At 70.0% G+C, this 22,710-nt stretch carries 22 protein-coding genes; 12 read left to right on the forward strand and 10 right to left on the reverse strand.

The window, feature by feature from the left end:
• Positions 1–382: 382 nt before the first annotated feature.
• From OG709_RS21110 to OG709_RS21120, 3 genes are all read left to right on the forward strand, one after another.
• On the forward strand, positions 383–3,307 hold the full coding sequence (locus OG709_RS21110) for a LysM peptidoglycan-binding domain-containing protein (protein WP_250299072.1): 2,925 nt from the start codon (positions 383–385) through the stop codon (positions 3,305–3,307).
• 276 nt (positions 3,308–3,583) lie between these two features.
• Positions 3,584–4,798 (forward strand): cyclic dehypoxanthinyl futalosine synthase, encoded by a 1,215-nt coding sequence (gene mqnC / locus OG709_RS21115; protein WP_250299078.1) that lies wholly within the window; start codon positions 3,584–3,586, stop codon positions 4,796–4,798.
• Between the two features lie 14 nt (positions 4,799–4,812).
• Complete coding sequence (locus tag OG709_RS21120; RefSeq protein ID WP_405686573.1) at positions 4,813–5,493, forward strand: imidazolonepropionase-like domain-containing protein; 681 nt, start codon at positions 4,813–4,815, stop codon at positions 5,491–5,493.
• Positions 5,494–5,547: 54 nt separating this feature from the next.
• On the opposite strand, the gene OG709_RS21125 is transcribed toward OG709_RS21120, so the two are convergent.
• The gene (locus tag OG709_RS21125; RefSeq protein WP_329167439.1) at positions 5,548–6,258 is read right to left on the reverse strand and encodes a DUF3152 domain-containing protein; all 711 of its coding nucleotides are present in this window, start codon (positions 6,256–6,258) and stop codon (positions 5,548–5,550) included.
• 136 nt (positions 6,259–6,394) lie between these two features.
• On the opposite strand from OG709_RS21125, the gene OG709_RS21130 reads away from it, so the two are divergent.
• Positions 6,395–7,090: a demethylmenaquinone methyltransferase gene (locus tag OG709_RS21130; RefSeq protein WP_250299083.1), complete on the forward strand. Its 696-nt coding sequence runs from the start codon at positions 6,395–6,397 to the stop codon at positions 7,088–7,090.
• A gap of 102 nt (positions 7,091–7,192) precedes the next feature.
• On the opposite strand, the gene OG709_RS21135 is transcribed toward OG709_RS21130, so the two are convergent.
• Positions 7,193–7,702, reverse strand: coding sequence for a GNAT family N-acetyltransferase (locus OG709_RS21135; protein WP_250299084.1), 510 nt, complete (start codon positions 7,700–7,702; stop codon positions 7,193–7,195).
• Positions 7,703–7,802: 100 nt separating this feature from the next.
• Between OG709_RS21135 and OG709_RS21140 the strand changes: the two genes are divergently transcribed.
• Positions 7,803–9,086 carry a geranylgeranyl reductase family protein gene (locus tag OG709_RS21140; protein ID WP_250299085.1) on the forward strand — a complete coding sequence of 428 codons (1,284 nt, stop codon included), beginning with the start codon at positions 7,803–7,805 and terminating at the stop codon, positions 9,084–9,086.
• A 90-nt stretch (positions 9,087–9,176) separates the two neighbouring features.
• Entirely contained in the window at positions 9,177–9,710 is a 534-nt protein-coding gene (locus OG709_RS21145; protein ID WP_329167441.1) for an N-acetyltransferase, read from the forward strand.
• Between the two features lie 13 nt (positions 9,711–9,723).
• On the opposite strand, the gene OG709_RS21150 is transcribed toward OG709_RS21145, so the two are convergent.
• Entirely contained in the window at positions 9,724–10,989 is a 1,266-nt protein-coding gene (locus tag OG709_RS21150; protein WP_266641431.1) for an MFS transporter, read from the reverse strand.
• A 277-nt stretch (positions 10,990–11,266) separates the two neighbouring features.
• Between OG709_RS21150 and OG709_RS21155 the strand changes: the two genes are divergently transcribed.
• Positions 11,267–12,160, forward strand: a complete 894-nt coding sequence (locus tag OG709_RS21155) for an aminoglycoside phosphotransferase family protein (RefSeq protein WP_329167443.1) — start codon at positions 11,267–11,269, stop codon at positions 12,158–12,160.
• 98 nt (positions 12,161–12,258) lie between these two features.
• Positions 12,259–13,188: a LysR family transcriptional regulator gene (locus tag OG709_RS21160; RefSeq protein WP_329167445.1), complete on the forward strand. Its 930-nt coding sequence runs from the start codon at positions 12,259–12,261 to the stop codon at positions 13,186–13,188.
• 183 nt (positions 13,189–13,371) lie between these two features.
• Here the strand turns inward: OG709_RS21160 and tgmC are convergent, their stop codons facing one another.
• The 4 genes from tgmC to OG709_RS21180 all read right to left on the reverse strand — a co-directional run bounded on the left by tgmC (position 13,372) and on the right by OG709_RS21180 (position 16,470).
• Entirely contained in the window at positions 13,372–14,541 is a 1,170-nt protein-coding gene (gene tgmC, locus OG709_RS21165) for an ATP-grasp peptide maturase system methyltransferase (protein WP_250299098.1), read from the reverse strand.
• Between the two features lie 118 nt (positions 14,542–14,659).
• On the reverse strand, positions 14,660–15,055 hold the full coding sequence (locus tag OG709_RS21170) for a hypothetical protein (RefSeq protein WP_250299100.1): 396 nt from the start codon (positions 15,053–15,055) through the stop codon (positions 14,660–14,662).
• Positions 15,056–15,352: 297 nt separating this feature from the next.
• On the reverse strand, positions 15,353–15,550 hold the full coding sequence (locus OG709_RS21175; protein WP_250299102.1) for a DUF397 domain-containing protein: 198 nt from the start codon (positions 15,548–15,550) through the stop codon (positions 15,353–15,355).
• 11 nt (positions 15,551–15,561) lie between these two features.
• Positions 15,562–16,470: a helix-turn-helix domain-containing protein gene (locus OG709_RS21180; RefSeq protein WP_308409474.1), complete on the reverse strand. Its 909-nt coding sequence runs from the start codon at positions 16,468–16,470 to the stop codon at positions 15,562–15,564.
• A gap of 201 nt (positions 16,471–16,671) precedes the next feature.
• On the opposite strand from OG709_RS21180, the gene OG709_RS21185 reads away from it, so the two are divergent.
• On the forward strand, positions 16,672–17,112 hold the full coding sequence (locus OG709_RS21185) for an ATP-binding protein (protein ID WP_266641425.1): 441 nt from the start codon (positions 16,672–16,674) through the stop codon (positions 17,110–17,112).
• 124 nt (positions 17,113–17,236) lie between these two features.
• Entirely contained in the window at positions 17,237–18,175 is a 939-nt protein-coding gene (locus OG709_RS21190) for a MerR family transcriptional regulator (protein WP_326694227.1), read from the forward strand.
• A 101-nt stretch (positions 18,176–18,276) separates the two neighbouring features.
• On the opposite strand, the gene OG709_RS21195 is transcribed toward OG709_RS21190, so the two are convergent.
• Positions 18,277–18,900 (reverse strand): RraA family protein, encoded by a 624-nt coding sequence (locus tag OG709_RS21195; RefSeq protein WP_250299108.1) that lies wholly within the window; start codon positions 18,898–18,900, stop codon positions 18,277–18,279.
• A gap of 137 nt (positions 18,901–19,037) precedes the next feature.
• Positions 19,038–19,484, reverse strand: a complete 447-nt coding sequence (locus tag OG709_RS21200) for a MarR family winged helix-turn-helix transcriptional regulator (protein ID WP_250299112.1) — start codon at positions 19,482–19,484, stop codon at positions 19,038–19,040.
• A gap of 106 nt (positions 19,485–19,590) precedes the next feature.
• On the opposite strand from OG709_RS21200, the gene OG709_RS21205 reads away from it, so the two are divergent.
• Entirely contained in the window at positions 19,591–20,517 is a 927-nt protein-coding gene (locus OG709_RS21205) for a quinone oxidoreductase family protein (RefSeq protein ID WP_326694226.1), read from the forward strand.
• A 233-nt stretch (positions 20,518–20,750) separates the two neighbouring features.
• Here OG709_RS21205 and OG709_RS21210 read toward each other — a convergent pair whose 3' ends face one another.
• Entirely contained in the window at positions 20,751–21,593 is an 843-nt protein-coding gene (locus tag OG709_RS21210) for a C40 family peptidase (protein ID WP_326694225.1), read from the reverse strand.
• Positions 21,594–22,334: 741 nt separating this feature from the next.
• Between OG709_RS21210 and OG709_RS21215 the strand changes: the two genes are divergently transcribed.
• Entirely contained in the window at positions 22,335–22,694 is a 360-nt protein-coding gene (locus OG709_RS21215; RefSeq protein ID WP_250299117.1) for an NADH-quinone oxidoreductase subunit A, read from the forward strand.
• Positions 22,695–22,710: the final 16 nt, after the last annotated feature.

The following is a 22,710-nucleotide window of genomic DNA, read 5'->3' on the forward strand; positions in this document are numbered from 1 at the left end:
TTCCGTATCAGGCCGTTCCGTGAACGTACAGAGAGACCGAAACTACCAGCCGGGTGTAAAGGGCAGCAGTGTGCGATTGGGGGATTCCGTGCCATGTGCGGAAGGCGTGACCCTGCCGTGACGGGCCCGTCATGTGGGGGGCGCGTTCGGTGCATGTGTGCGCCGTGGGCTCGCGGTGTGGTGGTGACGTGCGGGGTCTGCGGTGTCACCCGAACCCGCGGCGGCCAAATCGGAAATGCGGCAACAGGCCAGCCATATCGGGCGTGTTGTGGTGGTCGGGCTCTGTCTGTCCTTCGCAACCCTCCGTACCATCTCGGTAGGCTCACCTCACCCCCGAACGCACCGACTTCCGCTCCCGCTCCCTCTCCACAGGACATCCGCCATGGCGCGCACCAATCCCGGTTCGACGGGCCCGACCAATCGGACGCCGCAACCTCTGCCCCGCCGACGTACCGGTGGCGATTTCGTGAAGGCGTTCCTTGCCTTCCTCGCTCTTGCCGTGCTGCTGGTCGGTGTGCCGGGGGCGCTCGCGTACAGCGTGGGGTGGCCGTTGCCGCACAGCATGCCGTCCTTCGACATGGTGCAGCAGCAGATCACGGTCAGCACGTTCCTGAACATCCTGACCGTCGTGGTCTGGCTGGCCTGGGCGCAGTTCACCGCGTGTGTGCTCGTCGAGATCAAGGCGGCCGTCTCCGGGGTGGGGATGCCCTCGCACATTCCCGGTGCGGGGCCGAGCCAGCTGCTGGCCCGTCAGTTGATCGCCGCGCTGCTCCTGGTGAGTGCGACCGCCGCGAGTTTCGCGCCCGGGATCGCGCAGTTCGGGCAGTCGCTGGAGTCGACGCACAAGCCGACCGTGGCCGCCGCGCAGCAGTTGCCCGGTGTCGGGTCCGTTCAGCAGGCGCAGGCCGCGATGGCCTCGCAGGCCGAGGCGCAGGCCGAGCAGGCGCATGCGAAGACCGGGTCGCAGGAGGGGACGAAGTTCTACCGGATCAGTCCGCCCGAGGGGCGTCACCACGACTCGCTCTGGGAGATCGCTCAGCGGCACCTCGGGGACGGCCGCCGGTACAAGGAGATCTACCAGCTCAACAAGGACCGCATGCAGCCCGACGGCACCAAGCTGTCCGAGGCCAGTCTGATCCGGCCCGGCTGGATCATGGAGATGCCGGCCGACGCCCACGGCGGCGAGGTCGTGGAGATGCCCGACCAGGCGCCGAAGGTCTCCGAAGCGGTACAGCACCAGATCAATGAGTACGCCAAGTCCGGCGCCCACCAGGAGAAGCCCGCGCAGCACCAGGGTGGCAGCCGGGGTGAGAACCCGACGGCGCAGATCTCCGTGCCGCAGCAGCGTGTCCCCGACGCCCCCACCGGGGACTCGGGTGCGGTCGCCGAGGCGCCGTCGCAGAGTTCGGATTCCGGGTTCGGGCTGTCGGCGGCGCTCGTCGGTGCCCCGCTGCTCGCCGCCGGTGTGCTCGGCGCGCTGGGCCGTCGCCGCCGGATGGCGCTGTGGCAGTCCGCGATGACGGCGGTCGCCGGGCGGCGCGGCATGGAGCCGCCGGTGCCGACGGGTGACGAAGCCGATGCGCACGACGCGCTGCTGGTGGGCGCGGATCCGGAGGCCGTGCGGTTCCTGGATCTGGCGCTGCGCGGACTCTCCGCGTCGCTGGCGGACGAGAACCGTCAGCTCCCCGTGGTGTACGCGGCCTGGTTCACCGACGGCGATCTGCACCTTCAGCTCGCGCAGCCGTCCGGCACGCCGCCCGCGCCGTGGGAGCAGGGCCAGGACCAGACGTTCTGGCGGCTGGAGCGGTCGGCCGTCTCGGCGTACGAGGGGATCGACCCGGAGACCGCGGCGGCCCCGTACCCCGGGCTGGTCAGTCTCGGTACGCGGGACGACGCGCGGCTGCTGCTGAACCTGGAGGCCGTGCCGGGCGTCGTCGCGCTCAGCGGCCCCGACGACGCGCGCGCCGCCGTGCTGTCCTCGGTCGCCGCCGAACTGGCCACCAACGGCTGGTCGGACCGGATGACCGTCACCGTCGTCGGGTTCGGCGCCGAGTTGAGCCCGCTCGCGCCCACCCGGCTCCGGCACCTCGGCTCGGTCGAGGAACTCGTCGAGATGCTCGGCGCCGAGATCGGGCAGCGCCGTGGCGCGCTGGGCGCGGCGGGGCACGACTCGGTGCTCACCGGGCGTACGGGACCGGCCCAGCAGACCCGTTGGGCCCCGCACCTGGTGCTCGTCGCGCAGGAGCCGACGGCGGAGGAAGCGGCTGCGCTGGCCGAACTGACCACTGATTCAGGGCGGTTGGGAATCGGCTGCCTGATCGGGACCGGATCCGGCAACCAACTGCCGGGTGCCACTTGGGACTTGGAAATCACGGAGGACGGCAGGCTGCTCGCGCCGCTGCTCGGTCTCGAACTCCAGGCGCAGTTGCTGCCGCAGGCCCAGCACGAGGCCGTCGTACGGCTCTTCGCCGACGCGGACCCGGAGGGCGACGGCCCGGAGCCGGCCCGCCCGTTCCTGGTCGACATCACCGAGCAGGGGCGCCCCGCGGTGTACGCCAGGCTGGTCGGCCCGTACGAGATCATCGGCCTCGACACCCCCGACAGCGAACGCAGCGCCCTGCTGCACGAGGCGCTGGCGCTGCTGCTGCTGCACCGGGAGGGCGTGCACCCGCGCGTCCTCGCCTCGGCCATGTGGCCGCGCGGTGTCACCCCGGAGGTGTGCGACGCGCTCATCGAGCGGCTGCGGATGTGGCTGGGTACGGACGAGGACGGCTCGGCCCGGCTCCGTACCGATGACACCGGGCGGCTCACGCTCGCCCCGTCGGTCGTCTCCGACCTGGACGTGCTGCGTTCGCTGCACCACGAGGCGACGGAGGGGCGCGGTACACGGCGGGCGTCGGTGCGCGAGCGGCTGCTCACGGACGCGCTCGGACTGGTGCGGGGGCCGCTGCTCGCGGACCGTACAGAGGGGCGTTACGGCTGGCTGACGCACGAGATCATCGACACCCAGTTGCCGTTGCTGGTGGCCGATGTGGCGCTGGCACTGTCGGCCCACCACCTGGAACAGGACCAGCCGGAGAAGGCGATCGCCGCGCTGGAGGCCGCGGTGGCCGGGTCCTCGGCCGACGAGCGGCTGTGGAACGAGCTGCTGCGGGCGACGCACGCGACCGGCGACATGGACCGGCTGCGGCAGCTCGCGGCGGACCTCGCGGTACGGAGCGGGGCGCGGGGGCTCCCGCCCCGTACGGAGGCGCTGCTGGACGAGCTGCTTCCGGGGTGGCGCGAGGGGGCTGCGGCGGCGGGGTGACGCGTCCGGGGCGGTGCGGGGCGTGCCGTGCGGGGTTTTCGGGGCGCTGCCCCGGACCCCGGTCCTCAATCGCCGGACGGGCTTGAATTGCCGCTGCCGTGGCCCCGTGCAGCGCTGCCGGGCGGGCTGGATTTGGCTGCTGCCGTGGGCCCCGTGCAGCGCCGCCGCACCGCCTGGAACGTGTCGCAAACGCCGCAAAGGGGGCGAGATCTCTCGCCCCGATGCCTGGCGTAGGCTGGATCGGTCGTCAGTAGCCCCTTGGGAAGGACCCGCCCGGTGACCGAGAACGCCGACCTTTCGTCTGTAAATGTCGCAGCCGTCCTCGATCGTGCCGCCGCAGGTGGGCGCATCACCCCCGAGGAAGCGCTCGTCCTGTACCGCGACGCCCCGCTGCACGCGCTGGGCGCCGCCGCCGACGCGGTGCGTCGTCGGCGGTACGCCGGGACCGAGCACATCGCCACGTACATCATCGAGCGCAACATCAACTACACGAACGTCTGCGTGACGGCGTGCAAGTTCTGTGCCTTCTACGCCGCCCCGAAGGACAACGACAAGGGCTGGACCCGCGACCTCGACGACATCCTGCGCCGCTGCGCGGAGACCGTCGAACTCGGTGGTACGCAGATCATGTTCCAGGGCGGCCACCACCCGGACTTCGGCGTGGAGTACTACGAAGAGCACTTCTCGGCGATCAAGAAGGCCTACCCGCAGCTGGTCATCCACTCCCTCGGTGCCTCCGAGGTCGAGCACATGGCGCGGATCTCCAAGGTGTCGGTCGAGGAAGCGATCTCGCGGATCCACGCCGCCGGGCTCGACTCCTTCGCCGGTGCGGGCGCCGAGCTGCTGCCCGCCAGGCCCCGCAAGGCCATCGCGCCGCTCAAGGAGTCCGGCGAGCGCTGGCTGGAGATCATGGAGGCGGCGCACGGGCTGGGTGTGGAGTCCACGTCCACCATGCTGATGGGTACCGGCGAGACCAACGCCGAGCGCATCGAGCACCTGCGGATGATCCGTGACGTGCAGGACCGGACGGGCGGCTTCCGCGCGTTCATCCCGTACACCTATCAGCCGGAGAACAACCACCTGAAGGGCCGGACGCAGGCCACGCTCTTCGAGTACCTGCGGATGATCGCCATCGCCCGGCTGTTCCTCGACAACGTCGCGCACATCCAGGGTTCCTGGCTGACCACCGGCAAGGAGGTCGGCCAGCTGTCGCTGCACTACGGCGCGGACGACCTCGGCTCGATCATGCTGGAGGAGAACGTCGTCTCCTCGGCCGGTGCCAGGCACCGTTCGAACCGGATGGAGATCATCGACCTCATCCGCAAGTCCGGCCGGGTCCCCGCGCAGCGCGCCACGACGTACGAGCACCTCGTCGTCCACGACGACCCGGCGAACGACCCGGTCGACGACCGCGTCGTCTCGCACATCTCGTCCACCGCGATCGAGGGCGGCACCGCCCACCCGGAGCTGAAGCTCCTGAACTCCAACTAGGGCTCCGCGAAGCCTTGTTGACGATCCACGCCGCCGACGCGGTGCACGGCGCCCCGGACGCGGCCGACTCCGGCTCCGATTCCGACTCCGTGGCCGTGGACGGCGGTGTGGTCGTCGCCATCGGTCCGTACGAGGAGCTGACCGCCGCCCGTCCGCAGGCCCGGATCCGGCGGTGGTCCGGACTGATCACCCCGGGGCTGCTGAACACGGGGGCCCCGGCGCTGCTGGAGGCCGCCTACCACCCGGACCCGCGCGAGGCGGACCAGCTCGGCGGCGACCCGCTGACCGGTGCCGCGCTCACCGCACTCGGCATGGACGACGCCCGCTGGGGCGCCAGTGCCCGGCGCGGACTGCAACGGATGCTGCGGCACGGCACGACGGCCGTCCGCGGCCCCTTCACCCGGCCCGCCGTGCGTACGGCGGTCGCGCGCTCGGGACTGCGCGTCCACGCCCCCGGCCCGGCGGGCGGATTCGCCGCCCCCGATCCGCAGGCACCGCCCGTACCGGCGACCGGGCTCGACCCGCTGATGTCCGTACCGGAACCGGCCGACGCGTTCGCGACGGCCCTCACCGTCGGCGGACCCGCGGACCTGGCGGTGTTCGGCGTGACGGACCTCGCGGCGCTGCGTGCCGAGGGCGCCGGGAGCTGTACGGCGACGGTGCTCGGCGGGCGGCTGGTCTTCCGCCGTAGTTGAGGCCCGTCACGGCATCGTCCGTCACGGCACCGTCCGTCACGGCACCGTCGTCCGTCACGGCACCGAAGGGCCGCCCAGGTAGCGGCCCTTGGCGTCGTACGGCCAGGCGTTGGCGACGCACCCCTTCAGGCCGTCTATCTGCTGCATCATCGCGGGGGCGGGGCGGCCCTTGCCCGGACAGGTCTCGTGGCCGTGGCCCGTCCAGTGGCCGACCTCGTGGTTGATGATGAGGGCGCGGTAATCGGTGAGCGGACCGTCGAATTCGGGCGATCCCTGCTGCCAGCGCTTGAGGTTGACCATGACGTCCGTGCCGACCCGGCAGTTGACCTCGCCGTGCGTGTCGAGTCCGCTCCTGCCGCAGATGGTGTCGGTGGTCCTGGGGGTGGCGATGCGGATGACCAGTCCCGCGGTGTCGTCGGTGACCTGGCGGAAGGTGTGCTCGCCGTGGTGGGACCAGCCCCGCGGCGAGGCCAGGATGCGGGCGACCTCGGCGGCGGCCTGGTCCGGATCGATACCCGAACCGTTCTCCGTCTCGACCCGGTAGGCGTCACCCTTGGCGGTCGCCGGGACACCCGCGCGGGCGACGGTGAACTTGCCGGTGGAGTACGGGACCGAGCCATCCTTCCGGTCCCCGTCGCCGCCGCCCGACCGGTTCCCCACCGCGACGGCGCCACCGACCAGCAGCGCCGCCGCGATGACGCCGGCCACGGTCACGTTCCGACCGGGCTTCCCCCGCTGTCTCCGACTTGCCCCTTGTGCGGACATTCGCGCCTTTCTCAACTCCCCGGTGGCTGTGCCTCCCTCTGTACTGAGTGTCGGTTGATCCGATTGGTTTAGTCCACACGCATCCTGGCTCCGACCGGCGCGAAGGGTCGCCGGGCCGGGCTGCTTGAATGGCGGGGTGACCCGAGCCTCCCTGGACAAGCAGCCGCACGAAGTCGCCTCGATGTTCGACGACGTGGCGGCGAACTACGACCTCACCAATGACGTGCTGTCCCTCGGACAGGCGCGCCTGTGGCGCAAGGAGGTCGCCAAGGCGGTCGACGCGCGTCCCGCGCAGAAGGTCCTCGACCTCGCCGCGGGGACCGCCACCTCCTCGCTGCCGTTCGCGCAGACCGGTGCGTACGTCGTGCCCTGCGACTTCTCGATCGGCATGCTCCAGGTCGGCAAGCGGCGCCATCCGCACCTCCCGATCACCGCGGGCGACGCGACGAAGCTGCCCTTCCGCGACGGTGTCTTCGACGCCGTGACGATCTCGTTCGGCCTGCGCAACGTCCAGGAGACGGATGCCGCGCTGCGGGAGCTGTACCGCGTGACCAAGCCGGGCGGCCGAGTGGTGATCTGCGAGTTCTCGCAGCCGACCTGGGCCCCGTTCCGTACGGTCTACACCGAGTACCTGATGCGCGCGCTGCCCCCGGTGGCCACCGCCGTCTCGTCCAACCCCGACGCGTACGTCTATCTCGCCGAGTCGATCCGCGCCTGGCCCGACCAGCCCGCGCTGGCCGCCCGGCTCCAGCAGGCCGGCTGGGCGGATGTCGCCTGGCGGAATCTGACCGGCGGCATCGTGGCGCTGCACCGGGGGTTCAAGAAGGGCTGACACCGCCCCGGTTGCCGCCCCGCCCTCGGGCTCGGCTCCCGGGGCCCCGGCTCCCGGGACCCCGGCTCCCCGGGCTCCCCGGGCTCCCCGGGCTCCCCGCCCTCACAGCTCCAGCCGGAAGCAGTACCCCTTCCGCTGGCTCATCGGCGACACGAACCTCTCGTGCAGCTCCATCCCGAGCCGCCGGGTCACCGCTATCGACCGCTCGTTCTCGGCGTCGACCATCGCGAACACCTGCTCCAGTCCCGCCGCCCGTACCCGCTCCAGCGTGGTCCGGGCGGCGGCGGTCACGTAACCCCGGCCCCAGTACGCGCGGCCGAGCCGCCAGCCGATCTCGATCTCGCCGACGGGGCCGAACTCCTCACGCGGCCACGGCTGCGCGCCGGTGAAGCCGATCACCTCGTCGTGCTCGTCGAGCATCGTCCAGAGGCAGAAGCCGCGCTCGGCGTCGTGCCTGCGCTGCCGTGCGGTCAACTCCTCGTACACGGACAACTCGGCCGAGCTACCGCCGTGGAACTCCATCACTTCGGGGTCGTCGAAGACGCGGTGCCAGGCGAGAGCGTCCTCCTCGGTGGGGACGCGGAGCCGTACGACAGGCAGGGGCTTGGTCACTTCGGTCTCACCCTTCAGTGGATCGTTCAGGAGGTCCCCATAGACTGCACGTGTCCAGTGCCGTACGGCACGCGAATTCGAGTCTTCCGGAGATCCCGCCGTGACCGAGCCCCTCTCCGAGCACACCGCAGATGTGATCGTCGTCGGAGCGGGTCCCGCCGGCTCCACGACCGCGTACTACCTGGCCAAGGCCGGGCTCGACGTACTGCTCCTGGAGAAGACCGCCTTCCCGCGCGAGAAGGTCTGCGGTGACGGACTGACCCCGCGCGCCACCAAGCAGCTGGTCTCGATGGGGATCGACATCTCCGAAGAGGCGGGCTGGCTGCGGAACAAGGGCCTGCGGATCATCGGCGGCGGTGTACGGCTCCAGCTGGACTGGCCGGACCTCGCCTCGTACCCGGACTACGGACTCGTCCGCAAGCGCGACGACTTCGACGAGCAGCTGGCCCGCCAGGCGCAGAAGGCGGGCGCCCGGCTGTACGAGCGCTGCAACGTCGGCGCACCGATCACCGACCCGCGCACCGGCCGGATCACCGGCGTCAACGCCAAGATGGGCGAGGAGAAGACCCCGGTCACCTTCCACGCCCCGCTGGTGGTCGCCGCCGACGGCAACTCCACCCGGCTGTCCATCGGCATGGGACTGCACCGGCGCGAGGACCGGCCGATGGGTATCGCGGTCCGTACGTACTTCACTTCGCCGCGTCATGACGACGACTACCTGGAGTCCTGGCTGGAGCTGTGGGACCGCCGAGGTGCCCAGGAGCGGCTGCTGCCCGGTTACGGCTGGATCTTCGGCATGGGCGACGGCACCTCCAACGTCGGCCTCGGCATTCTCGACTCCTCCTCCGCCTTCCGCGAGCTGGACTGGCGCGAGGTGCTGAAGGCGTGGTGTGCGTCGATGCCGGAGGACTGGGGTTACGTCCCCGACAACATGACGATGCCGATCCGCGGCGCCGCCCTGCCGATGGCCTTCAACCGCCAGCCGCACTACACCAAGGGCCTCCTGCTGGTGGGCGACGCGGGCGGGATGGTCAACCCGTTCAACGGTGAGGGCATCGCGTACGCCATGGAGTCGGGCCAGATCGCGGCGGACGTGATCGTTCAGGCCTCGGCCCGCGCGACCCCGGCGCAGCGCGAGATGGCGCTGCACAACTACCCGAAGATCCTCAAGGACACCTACGGCGGTTACTACACGCTGGGCCGGGCGTTCGTGAAGCTGATCGGCAACCCGAAGGTCATGAAGATCGCGGCGCAGCGCGGTCTGACGCACCCGGTGCTGATGAAGTTCACGCTGAAGATGCTGGCGAACCTGACGGACCCGACGGGCGGGGACGCGATGGACCGGATCATCAACGGGCTGACGAAGGTGGCACCCAGCTCCTGACGGGAGCGGGCCGTGTCCTGACGGTAATGGGGCCGCGTCCGGAAGGAAACGGGCGACGCCGACGCGGCCCCGGCCTCATAGCCTTGCGCCATGACCGAACACGCCCTCGTCCCCGCCGACTTCGTCGTTCCCACCGAGCTGATCACCCCGCTGTTCCGGCTGGAACCCCTGGGGCCGCAGCACAACGCCGCCGATCACGCCGCCTGGTCCGCGGGCATCGAGCACATCCGCGCCACCCCCGGCTTCGAAGATCGGGAGTGGCCGCCGGTGGGCGGGATGACCCTGGAGGCGAACCTGCACGACCTCCAGAAGCACGCGGACGACTTCGCTCAGCGGCGCGGATTCACCTACACCGTCATCGGAACCGGAACCGGAACCGGAACCGGAACCGGAACCGGAACCGGCATCGACGTCGGCGATGGCGACGGCGACGGCGGCGATTACGAGGTGATCGGGTGCGTGTACATCTATCCCGCCCGTGGCGACGGCCAGGACCCCCGCCCGCACGTGAGCTCCTGGGTCCGCGCGGACCGGGCCGAACTGGACGCGCCGCTGCACGCCGCCGTATCCGACTGGCTGGCCACGGACTGGCCCCTGGGCAGCGTCAGGTACGCGCCCCGCTGATCGGCAGCGACGCTCATGCGCGGCTCGGGGCGGCCTCCGGCTCCGGCTGCGACTCGGGTTCCGGCTGTGCCGCGCCGGGGTCATGCCGGGGGAGCAGCAGCGGCGTCGCCAGGATCAGCAGACCGGCGACCGCGATCGCGGTGCGCGGACCGATGAGGGCGGCCAGCAGGCCCCACAGGGCGGTGAACGCCGCGATGCTGGACTTGCTGGTGACCGACCAGGCGGACAGCGTACGGGCCACCCGGTCGGGCGCGGTCCGGGTGAGCCGGTAGGTCGCGAGCACCGGGTTGTACACGCCCGAGCAGGTGATCAGCCCCAGCTCGACGGCCATCACGATGACGAGCCCGGAAACGCCGGGACGGACGAAGGCCAGCCCGATCGGCCAGCACGCCCGCAGCGTGCCGGCGGTGAGCAGGACCTTGTGCTCCCCGAACCGGGTGACGAACCGGCGGGCCAGCCGCGAGCCGATCAGGCCGCCGATGCAGGGCACCGCGAAGGCGATGCAGTACTGCCAGGGGGCGAACCCGAGGTGGCTGAGCATGAGCACGGACAGCAGCGGCGAGGCCGCCATGATCAGGCCGTTGTTCAGGATCGAGTTGAAGAACAGCGGGCGCAGCGTCGCGTGCTTGAGGATGTACCGCCACCCGTCGAGCAGGTCACCGGCGCGCATCCGTGGTCCCGCGGCCCGCTCGGGGCGCGGTTCCTCGCCGCCGATCGCGCGGATTCCCGCAGCGGAGAGCAGGTAGCTGACCGCGTTGGCCAGGACGGTCATCACCGGGCCGAACATCCCGATCGCGGCCCCGCCGATCGGCGGCCCGAGCATGGTGGCGGTCCAGGTCGTGGACTCGAACCGGCCGTTCGCGACGAGCAGGTCCTCCGGTCGTACGAGCGCCTTCATGCAGGCCCCGCTCGCCGCCGTGAAGGCGATGTCGGCCGCACCGACGATCACCGACACGACCAGCAGCTGGGCGAAGCTGAGGTGGCCCAGCGCCCAGGCGGCGGGGATGCTCATCAGCACGGCGAACCGGATCAGGTCCATCGCGACCATCACCGGCCGCTTGCGGCGGAACTCCACCCAGGGGCCGAGCGGCACCGCCACCACCGCACCGACCGCCAGCCCGGCGGCGGCCAGCAACGACACCTGGGTCGTTCCGGCGTGCAGCGCGAGGATCGCGATCAGGGAGAACGAGTCGAACGCGAGCCACGTCCCGAACGTACTGGTCGCGTAGGCCGCCCAGAGCCACCCGAACTGCCGGCCCAGCGACCGCCTGGACACCATGATCAGAGCACCTCCCGCTCTCTTCACCGCTCGCCGGAACTCTGACGTCGACCCCCGGCGTCGACCCCCGGCGTCGACCCCCGATGTCGACCCCCGAGATCAAAGCGACCAGCACACCCGCAGGTCAAACAACCGACCCGACCGTAGCCACAACGGCACGTTGTGCGCCTGGTCAGCCGGCTGCACCAGCGTGAGGAATCACAGCGGGACGTTCCGGGACGTTCCGGAGAGGGAGAGCCGCTCCGCTCCGCCTACGGCCTCGGTACTGTGATGTCGCATGACCGACCGCGAGATCGAAATCACCGCAGACCTGGTCCGCGACCTGCTCCAGGAGCAACATCCAGACCTTGCAGGGCTGGCCATCCGCGAGGTGGCGGGCGGCTGGGGCAACCAGATGTGGCGCCTCGGGGACGAGTTGGCCGTGCGCATGCAGCGCATGGACCCCACCCCGGAGCTCCAGCTCAACGAGCGGCGGTGGCTACCCGTGCTGGCCCCGCGCCTTCCGCTCCCGGTGCCGACCCCGGTGCGGCTCGGCGAACCGTCCGAGCGCTTCCCCAAGCACTGGACCGTGATGACGTGGGTTCCCGGCGAGCCGCTGGACCACGGCTCGATCAGCCGCGGCGACCACGCGGCCGACACCCTGGCGGGCTTCCTCCAGGCGCTCCATGTGGAGGCACCCGCCGAGGCGCCGATCTCCATGGACCGCAGGACCCATCCCAGGAACTGCACGGACAGCTTCGGGAACTTCTTCCAGGCCGTTGCCCCCGACGACATCGCTGCCGACGTCCGGGCCGTCTGGGACGACGCCGTTGCGGCCGACGCGTGGGAGGGCCCGCCCGTGTGGGTGCACGGCGACCTCCATCCCGCGAACGTCGTCGTCTCGGACGGAACGCTCTCGGGCATCGTCGACTTCGGTGACATGTTCGCCGGCGATCCGGCGTGGGACCTCGCCGCCGCATGGGTGCTGCTGCCCGCGGGCACGGCCTCACGGTTCTTCGACACGTACGCGCATGCGGACGAGGCGGCGATCCGGCGCGCCCGCGGGCTGGCTGCTATGAAGAGCCTCTTCCTGATGCTCATGGGGCAGAACGGAGACCGGGGCCTTCCCGGCGGCAAGCCGCACTGGGGACCAGCTGGCCGAGCGGCACTTGACCGTGTTCTGAAGGGCTGAAGGGCTGAAGGGCGTTTGATTCTTGGTCGAGGGGCACTCCGGGGAGGCTCGCGAACGGCACTCCGGAGAGGTCGCGGGCGGGACTAGAGTCGGGCGACGTGGACCTCGATGCCGTACGCACCTTCGTCGCCGTGGCGGACACGGGCCAGTTCCAGCAGGCCGCCGCCGACCTGGCGGTCACCCAGCAGGCCGTCTCCAAGCGCGTCGCCGCACTGGAGAAGGACCTCGGTGTACGGCTCTTCACCCGCACGGCGCGCGGCGCCCGGCTCACCGTCGACGGGCAGGCGTTCCTGCCCCACGCCCGAGACCTCCTCCAGGCCGAGGAACGGGCAGCCGCCTCCGTGCGGCCCGGTCGGCGCGCGCTCCGCGTCGATGTCATCAGCAGGCGGCTGGGCCCGGCCGACCTGCTGCGCGACTTCCACCGCACGCACCCCGGGACCGAGCTCGACATCGTCACCCACTACGACGCGGACTCCGCCATCGCGGCCGTCCGGTCCGGCACGGTCGACGCGACGTTCCGCGCCCTCACCCTGCCCGCGCGACGCCTCCCCGACGGGATCGAGTCGGTCCGGATCCTCGACGAACCCGTCCAACTCCTGATCGGCCCGGCCCACGAGTTCGCCGGGGCCCGCACGGTGACCCCGGCCCAGCTCGCCGGGCACCGGATCTGGATGCCCGACATGACCCCCGGGACCGAATGGGCCGTGTACTACAGCGACCTCGCCGCCGCGTTCGGGCTCACCATCGACTCCGCCGGTCCCCGCTTCGGCACCTCGCCCCTCCTGGACGCGATCGCCGACTCCCCGACCCTGACGACCTTCATCGGCGAGCGGACCCGGTTCGTCTGGCCCCCCGAACACGGCCTGCGACGGGTCGCCCTGCACGACCCGACACCGCTCTACCCGCACTCCCTGATCTGGCGCAGCGACAACCCGCACCCCGCGCTGGCCGCGTTCCGCGCCTATCTTCGCTCCGTGCGGGACGACCGCCCGGGTACCGGCGTCTGGGTGCCGGAATGGGCGCGGTGACCGGACCGCCGGGTCAGGCTTGCAGTGCGGCTGCTTGTACGGGGGCGGGTTCGGGTTCCAGGGCCAAGATAGGCCAACAGTGTTGCGTGCAAGGTGAGTTACGGCCTCGGACCCGCGCGGTTTCGAGATCGGCCCTCAAAGCTGTCCTCGGCCAGGCCCGCGGTCTTGATCGTTCGCTATTGCTCAGGCGACGTGGTGTTGCCAGCGGAGCGACGGGTTGTCGTCGATCCAGTACGTGTGGGACCTGTTCGTGATGCGGAGCTGGACGGCGGTGATGTCGGGACTTCCTGCGGCCTGCCATGCGGTCAACGCCTCCTCGATGTCGTCCCAGAGGGCTACGGGGCCGCCCTGGCGAACCGTCCAACTGCTGCCGTCGGCGGTGAACTCTGCGAAGGACTCGCGCTCTGTATCGAAGAGGTACAGGAGCTGGGCCCCTTCGGCCGTCGCGGCGTGCACGAACTGTGCTCCCGGTGCGGCGAGTTGGGCGATGAACGCGGGCATCCACTCCTCCATCAGGACAGGCGGCAGCTTCGCTTCCCGCGCGTTGTCGGCGTAGGCCGTACGGGCGGACAGGTCGCCGGACAGCGGCAGCGCGGCCTGGGATCGGGCCTGCATGAATGAGGAGCGGCCGATGATCCTGCCCTCGGCAGTGCCGTCTTCGCGCACGGTGACCTTTGCCAGGCCCGTGCCGTAGTGCCAGGAACCGCCGACGGTAGCCAGGATGATGCCGCCCGGCTTGGTCTGCCTGATCCAGGCGAGGGGGATACGGCGGACGGCGCAGGTGGCGATCGTCCGGTCGTACGGTGCGCGGCGTGGGTGACCGAGAAGTCCGTCTCCGATCACGGTCCAGGTCTCGAACCCGGCCGCCTCCAGCGCGGCGTCCGCGCGGGCCGATACCGAGGGGTCCACCTCGACGGTCGTCACGTTGTCCTCACCGAGCCGGTGGCACATCAGGGCGGACGAGTAGCCGGTACCCGTACCGATCTCCAGCACCTGATGCCCGTCCTCCACCTCCAGACTCTCGATCATGTCCACCACGGTCACCGGGGTGGTGGACGACGACGTGGGGGAGCCTGTGACGGGACCGCGGACCTGGTCGGCGGTCAGATGTCCGTCGAGCTGAGTGGTCAGGGACGTGTCGCTGTAGGCGATCCGCATCCACTCGGCCGGATCGGTGCCGACTGTGGTGACCGGCCGCCAGCGGCCACCGTCCTGGGGGAGGAACACCCCGGGGTTCAGGAACAGCTCGCGTGGTACGGCCTCCACCGCCGCGCGCCACTGAGGCGTGGTGAGCACATCGGCCTTCGCCAGCCGATCGGCGAGGGCGCGCCGCTCGGGAGCCGTGTCGGTCAAGGGGCATCTCCCTGCGTCAGCAGATCAGAAGTAGCCAAGAGGCGCGGCCCATTGCTGTGCTCCAACCTCGGGACCGGAGTCCGGGTACCGGGGTGGGCACGGTGAGCATGCCACCGGGTCACCCTCTGCGCCGCGGATGCGTGCACTCCGGCGGGCTCAACGTCAGGTAGGTCAACGGCCGTACGGACCACTCCAGATGACGGCCCTTGCGGAGCAGTAGTACGAGCCCGCAGGGTTCACCCCGGTGCAGTGCGGCGAGCGCGGGCAGCCAGCCGCCGTGCTCGGACCAGTACAGGGCGCGGGTCGCCTCACGTGGGGCGAGTCCGAGGACGTGGCTGGAGCGCAACTGCGAGCGGACCGTACGGATCGCTTCGCGTGGCGTGGCCAGGATGCGGAGGTCGACGGGTTCGGGGACGAAGCCGTTGGCGGGCCCGTAGCGCAGGACCTCGAACCGGTAGCCGTGTTCGAGGCGGGCCTGCGTGGGGGTGGGGTGCGGTGGTGGTGTTGTACGCATGGCCGACCGTCCGATCGCAGCGTCTGGGAGCCCCCGCCCCGGGGTGTTGTGTGACGAACAGCGGGGCGGGGGCGGCTTCTGGAACTTGTACGCCAACGAGCTTGCACGCAGGGCGAGTTACAGAATCGGGGCGCGGCTGAGCTACTGCCGTGACCGGCGTTGGCGACGTACGGTGACCGTAGCGCTACCCATCCGTGCGGCGCAAGTATGCTCCTGGCTGTACTTGTCTCCGGACATGCGTGAAGGCCCTTGCCTGCGCGGGCAGAGGGCCTTCGGGGAGGGAGATCGCTGAGGCGGCTACCGTCCGGCGCGGTCGAACTCGCCCGCCTTGACGCCGTGGATGAACGCGGCGAACTTCGCCCGGCTCGTAGCGGCAACGGCGCCCGGATCGTCACTCTCGCGCATCAGGATGTCGTCGGCGTTCGCCGCGATCTCGACGCACTGCTCCTGGCCGTTGGAGAAGGATGACTTCTGCCACTCGATTGCTGTGTCCATGCTGCGGATTCTCACATGTCCCGCGCGATGTGGTGAATGAAGCTGCGTGACTCCGAGGGCTCCAGCGAGGCTTGCTTCGCGACGTCCAGTTGCAACCCGTACTTGCGAATGTCCGCCGCCGCATCCAGGAAGAGACCGCGGATGGGGGTGTCGATGTGCACCGTGTCGAGTTGTGGCACGGCGCCGGCTGCGTACAGCACGGTCTGGGTGATGTCGATGAACCGGTCGATGGCGAACGGGATCACCTGCACGGTCACGTTCGGCCGGTCCGTTGCCTCGATGAGGTGCTGCAATTGCTCGCGGGCCGTCGTGCGTCCGCCGACGCGCATGCGCAGAGCCGCTTCGTGTACGAGGACATCGAAGGTGGGTGGCTGCTCCCTGTCGAGCAGTGATTGCCTCCGCATGCGGTGTTCGAGCCTGGCCGCCACGTCCTCCTCGGGCAGTTTGGGGAGGACTGCTTCGAACAGGGCTCGGGCGTACTCAGGTGTCTGGAGCAATCCGGGCAGTGTCACCGACTGCAGGCACTGCATGTGACGGGCGTGATGCTCCATCTCCGCGATGTTCAAGAACCCGGGCGCGAGTACTCCCCGGTATTCGTCCCACCAGAACTGGCCCCGGTGTTCCCGCGATATGGCGCACAGTGCCTCGATCAACGCATGGTCGTCGCAGGCGTAGAAACTGGCCAGGCGGCGAATCCGGTCCTCGCCGATGCCGGTACGGCCCGCCTCGATGTGACTGATCTTGGCCTGGTCGGTCGAGATGAGCCCGGCTGCTTCCCGGGCAGTCTTGCCCGCGCGTTCGCGCAGCTTCCTCAGCTCACCGCCCAGGCGTACCTGGCGCCCGGTCGGGTTGTCCCTTGGCGGCATGTCACCTTCCCCTGTTTGCGACCAGTTTGGCGTCTGACGGCGGGACTGGTCCACTCGGTCGTGTGAACCCTAGTGACAAGCTTGCTCCGGGGCTTGTATTCCCTCTACGGTCCTGACCGTGCGGCGTTTACCACCGAATGCCCGAAGTGCAGCCATGCGTAGGCCTGTTGAGTGTGCGCGGTTGGCCGATGCCACGGGTTGCAGATGGCGCTGCATGCTGCGACCGAGACCGGATCACGTAAGGGAGAACGCGAAATGACCCCGGCAACCGCCCCTCCAGTACCTCGCCCGCCCCTTCCACAACGCGGAGCGCGTTACCGGGTCGTCGCGCCGAACAGTCCGACCGCCCCGGGCATCGTGCGGGACTTCCTCGGGACACTGCTCCGGGCTACCGGGCACCCCCGGCTGGTGGATGATGCCCGTCTCTGTGCGAGCGAGGTCGTCACCAACTCGTACTGTCATACGCGTTCGCGGATGATCCGGGTGGATGTGACCGTCAACCCGAAGCAGGTGACGGTGTACGTGACGGACGAGGAGCCGGATTCGCCGCCCCGGCCCGTACATCGGCAGTTGCCGGACGCGGAACGCGGCCGTGGGCTGGTCCTGGTGGACTGCCTGGCCGCCCGCTGGGGAGTACGGGTCAACGATGAACCCGTACCGGGCTCCAAGTCCGTCTGGTTCACGCTCGTCGAATGACCGGGCGTGGGCGGGGCGAAGGGAACTGCCCGCGCGGCGGCGAGTTCGGCTCAGTCCTCAAGGTCGGGGCCCGGCTGGGGAATGGCTTGAGTCTCCAGTGGCTGGAGACAGCAGAGTGGGGGACATGGACGTGACGACCCTCTACTCGATCGGGGAGCTTTCCCGGCGGACCGGCGTGCCCGTGAGGACCATCCGGTTCTACTCCGATTCGGGGGTGGTGACGCCGACCACCCGAAGTCCCGCCGGTTACCGGCTCTACGACCTCGACGCACTGCTTCGTCTGGAACTTCTCCGCACCCTGCGCGAGCTGGGCATGGACCTGGCCACGATTCAACGGGTACTGGACCGTGAGCTCTCGGTGGCGGAAGTCGCCGCGGCGCACGCCGACGCGATGGACGTCCAGATCCGGGTGCTGCAACTGCGTCGGAGCGTTCTGCGAGTCGTGGCCGGACGCGGGTCCGATCCCGAGGAGACCAAGCTCATGCACAGGCTCACGCAGTTGTCCGGCGAGGAACGCCGGCGCCTGATCGACGATTTCATTGAGGGCACCTTCGGCACCATGGATGCCGACCCAGCGGCTGTGGCCATGGTTCGCGCTGCCACTCCCGACCTCCCCGATGATCCGTCCAGCGACCAGGTCGCCGCCTGGGTGGAGCTCGCCGGGCTGGTCGGCGACGAGGACTTCCGGGCCCGGATGCGCCGGACGGCCGGGCGTCAGGCCGCCGGGCGACCGCTCGACATCGAGAGCGAGGCCGGCGAGGAACTGATGGGAGTCACCCGTCAGAAGGTGGCCGAGGCCATGGAGTCGGGCATCGGCCCGCGCGACAGCAGGGCCGCCCCCGTCATCGACGACCTGGTGCACCGCTTCGCCGAGGTGTTCGCGCGCACCCCTGACGTGGAATTCCGGGCCTGGATGGCCCAGCGGTTCGAAGAGGCGCACGATCCCAGGGTGGATCGGTACTGGCGGCTGGTGTGGATCGTCAACGGCTGGCAGGTGGTACCGAGCCTGACCCCCGTGTACCCCTGGCTCATCCAGGCCCTGCGAAGTGACCGCGACGCATAGTCACGCCGTGGCGTCGGCGTTGCCGGGCTGCTGGACTGCACGACTCCACCCCGGTCGGCTGTGGTCGAACTCGCCTGCCCTCAGGCCGAGTGCCGTCCAGGTCAGCCCTCGAAGCCGTTCTCGGCCAGGATCTCGTCGATGCGGGCGCGGTGCGCCGTTTCCCACGCGTCGAGTGACTCGTCGGCCTCCTTGGCCAACTTGGCCCGAGCCGAGAGGAGTACCTCTTCCCGACGGGCGTGGGGCGTGACCACGATGCCCTCCTCGTCGGCCACGACGATGTCCCCGGCGTTCACCCGCACGCCTCCGCACCGCACTTCGCCGTTGAGGGGGACGACGGCCTTTTTGGTGCCGGGGTACGGGATGACGCCCCTGGCGAAGACGGGGAAGCCCATCGCGCGCACCTCGGCGAGGTCCCTGATCACGCCGTCCGCCACCAGCGCCACGATGCCCCGGCGCTGGGCGACGGCGCAGACGTTCCCTCCGGCGAGTGCGTAGTCCACATCGCCCGCCTCGACGACGAGGACCGAGCCGGGCTCCGCGCGGTGGATGGCCGCGTGCAGCATGAGGTTGTCACCGGGAGGGCACCGCACGGTGAACGCGGGGCCCGCGATGCGTGGAGGCGACGGCCACAGCGGGCGGATACCGGTGTTCATGACGTGCTCGCGGCCCAGGACGTCCGCGAGGGTGGTCGGGGAGATGTCCTGGAAGCCGGTGAGGTCGCTCATGCTCGTCCTTCGCCTTCGTGCGGGCGCCCGCTGTCGTGGTGGAGACCGGACCGTGCCGCTGCGAGCCTATGAGCTGATGTGGGCGCGGGGAACTGCTGGGCGTCAGCCCTTGGGCAGCCGCCGGACGGCCTTGAGGCCTACTGCTGTTCCGTGGCGATCAGCCTGGCGAGCAGCGCGTTGAGCTGCTTCCGTTCCGTAGGCGTCAGCGGGGCGAGCAGTTCGTCGTTGGCCCGGTCGCCCAGTTTCTCCAGGCGGTGCAGGAGCGCCCGGCCGTCCGCCGTGAGTTCGAGTGCGTTCTTGCGGGCGTCGCGGGGGTCCCTGGTGCGGCTGATCAGCTGCTTGGCCTGTAGCTCGTTGAGCACCGTGACCATGTCCTTGGGGTCGATCCGGACGGTGCGGGACAGCTCGGCCTGGGCCAGGGGGCCGAGTTCGGCGATGCCGCACAGCACCGCGTGGTGGGGCATCCGTACGCCCTCCTCGGCGAGGTGTTCGCTGACCAGGCGGTGGCCGCGGGCCGAGGCGCGGGCCAACAGCCAGCTGGGCAGGGTCCGGAGGCGGCTGAGCGGGGCGGGGGATGCGTGCATGGCGACAGTCTAGGCAAATTCGTTGGGGTTCCCCATGGATTCGATTATCGTTGGGGATCCCAATGGATTGCGGCCGGAAGCCGGAAGCCGGGAGAGGGAGGCGCGCATGCGCAGGATCAGGTTCCAGCCGTGGGACACCGCCGAGCCGTTCGTGATCGACGAGGTGCCCGTGCCGGTCCCGGGTCCCGGGCAACTGCTCGTACACACCGAGGTCGTGGGGGTGGGGATCGGTCTCGTCAGGATGCTGCGCGGCCGTACCGCGCCGGAAGCCGGACCGGGCGGCGAGATGGTCGGGCGGGTCGCCGCGCTGGGCGTGGGTGTGGCGGGGTTCGAGGTCGGGGACCGCGTGGGCGGGGTGGTGTTCGAGGACGTCTACGCCCGGTCGGTGCTCGCCGCCCCTGCGTTGGTCACTCGTGTACCGCCGGAGGTGACCGCCCCGGACGCGCTTGCGCTGGTACGCGGCGGCCTGGTCGCGCTCGGCGCACTTCGTGCCGGACGCTTCGAGCGGGGCGAGTCGGTCCTGGTCACCGCGGCGGCCAGTGGGAGCGGGCATCTGGCCGTGCAACTGGCCAGGGCGCTGGGTGCGGGTCGGGTCGTCGCGGCGGTCGGGTCGCCGGAGAAGGCCGGCTTCGTGCGCGGGTGCGGCGCCGACGAGGTGGTGACGTACGGGCAGGAGTCCTGGGGCGACCCGGTGGACGTGGTCCTGGACGGCGTCGGCGGCGCGTTGGTGCAGCGGGGAGTGGACGCTCTCGCGCCGCACGGCAGGCTCGTGGCGTTCAGTGCGGGCGGCGGCGCCGTGGACGCCGGAAGCCTGCTCGGCGACCTCAAGTCGGTGACCGGGTTCTCCGTCGGACGGATCAGCCGCGACCGGCCCGAACGGATCGCCCGGCTGCGGGCAGAGCTGTGGGACCTGCACGCCGCGGGCCGCCTGCACCCGGCGCACACGGCGCTGCCGCTCGACCGGATCGCGGAGGCCGTCGAGTTGGTCGAGGCGCGCGGCAACCTCGGCCGGGTCCTGCTGCGCACGGGCTGACCGCCCGGCAGGTTCCGGTCATGACGATTCATGACGATTCATGACGATGGGCCGTCGCTCCCGAGCGGGGGGAACGGTGGCCCATCGGCCATGACTTGCCACTGAACGGTCATCTCGGACGAATCGGGGAAATGCCTCGGACAGGTCGGAGAGCCGTCGGGTGGATCGGGGCACCCGTCCGGTGACGGATCGGAGAACCGCCCAGGGGGGACCGGAGGGCAGCCCCGTGTGGATCAGAGAACGCGGACCGCGCCGGTCGGCTGGTCGTAGCTCAGGGGGCGCTCGACCACACCGGAGCTCGGGTTCTGCGCGCCGACGAACTGGCCGCCGCCGACGTAGATGGCCACGTGGTACGCGCTGCCCGCGCTGCCCCAGTAAAGGATGTCGCCGGGCTGGAGGTTGCTCAGCGAGACCTGGGTGCCCGCGGTCGACTGGCCCTGCGAGACGCGCGGCAGGTCGACGCCGATGTTCTTGTACGCGGCCTGGACCAGGCCGGAGCAGTCCCAGGAGCTGGAACCGGTGCCGCCCATGACGTACGCGTCGCCGATGTGGGACTTCACGAAGCTCACGATGGACGCGGCGGAGCCGGTGGCCTGCGAGGAGCTGGAGGAGCTGCTGCCGCCGGTGTTGCTGACGCTGGACGCGGGGACGGCGTTGAGCGTCGTACGGGCGGAGGAGCGCGACGCGCGCTGCAGGGCAGCCGCCTCGGCCTTCTTCTTGGCTTCGGCCTCGGCCTTGGCCTTCGCCTCGGCCTTCTTCTTGGCCTCGGCCTTGTGGACGGCGTCCGTCTTGGCCTTCTTGGCGGCCTTGGCGGCGTCCTGGGCCGCGGTGTCCTGCTGGGCCTGCTGCTGCAGGTCGGTGGCGGCCTGCTCGGTGGCTTCGGCGACCTGTGCGGCGCTGAGGGTGGGCATCTGGATGGTGGTCTCGGTCACCGGCTCGGCAGCGTTTGCCGAACCGGCGGCGCCTGCCACTGCGATGGTGCTGAGAACGCCACCGGCAACTCCGGCGCGGAGCACGTTCTTGGCTGTGCTGAGGCGGGGCTTCCGGTGGCTGGGTATGTGAGCGGTGTGGGACATGAGCACTACCGCTATCAGTCATTCCCGGTCCCCATCAACAAACGTGTGTTGCGCCACAGTTACGAACGGATGAGTTCATTCCGGTTGCCCACGGCCTTTATTGACGCCCAAACGGGCAATACGGTCATCGATGATCATGGTTGTGATCATGGGCTTTCCGTAATTCGTCCGAATTGCCCGACGCCTACCATCCGTTCACGAAGTTGGCCAAGCCCCGTTTCTTCCGCACCCGGCGCGGAGTGAGGCAGGTCACGCCGCGGTCACGAACCCGGGAGGGGTGCGGCTGCGTCCGCGAACGGCGCCGCTCGTGAATGCGCGCACGCGGCCGTCCGTGACCGTTCCGGTCGCCGAACTCACCCCCTAGGGGTGTGCGGCGGACCTCTATCACTCGGATCTGTCCATCGCCAATTTGCGTGTATGGGCCACTACTTGATAGGGGCGCACCCTCTGGACCAGCGGTAACACGGGAAGATGTCACGTCTCGTGACCACCCGGGCGCTTCGCGTATGAAGATCACCGGTCATCCGACTTCATGATCCTTCGTCAGGTGGTGGAGATCACAAAGGCGTTGTCGTACCCCGTGTCGCAGATCACAGACCGGCGGGCATAGGATGCGGGGCAGTCGGGCTTGTGACCTGCTTCACATATTCGCGATCTTCGTCCGGACGGCGGGGCGAGCGAGGCGGACGAGCCGGCCCGATGCGGTCCAACGGTCAAGGACGACTGGAAGGAGCGAGGAGCGTGAATGCCTACGCGCCCATCCTCGTACTCGGCGCCCTCGGGGCAGGGTTTGCGATCTTCTCCGTGGTCATGGCCACGCTTATCGGCCCCAAGCGCTACAACCGGGCGAAGCTCGAAGCGTACGAGTGCGGTATCGAACCGACACCCACGCCGGCCGGAGGCGGCCGTTTCCCGATCAAGTACTACCTGACGGCGATGCTGTTCATCGTCTTCGACATCGAGATCGTCTTCCTCTATCCCTGGGCGGTCACCTTCGACTCCCTGGGGCTTTTCGGGCTCGTCGAGATGCTGCTCTTCGTGCTCACCGTCTTCGTCGCCTACGCGTATGTGTGGCGGCGCGGCGGTCTGGAATGGGACTGAGGGGCTGAGGGGCACC

Source organism: Streptomyces sp. NBC_01267 (assembly GCF_036241575.1).
Classification (GTDB): domain Bacteria; phylum Actinomycetota; class Actinomycetes; order Streptomycetales; family Streptomycetaceae; genus Streptomyces.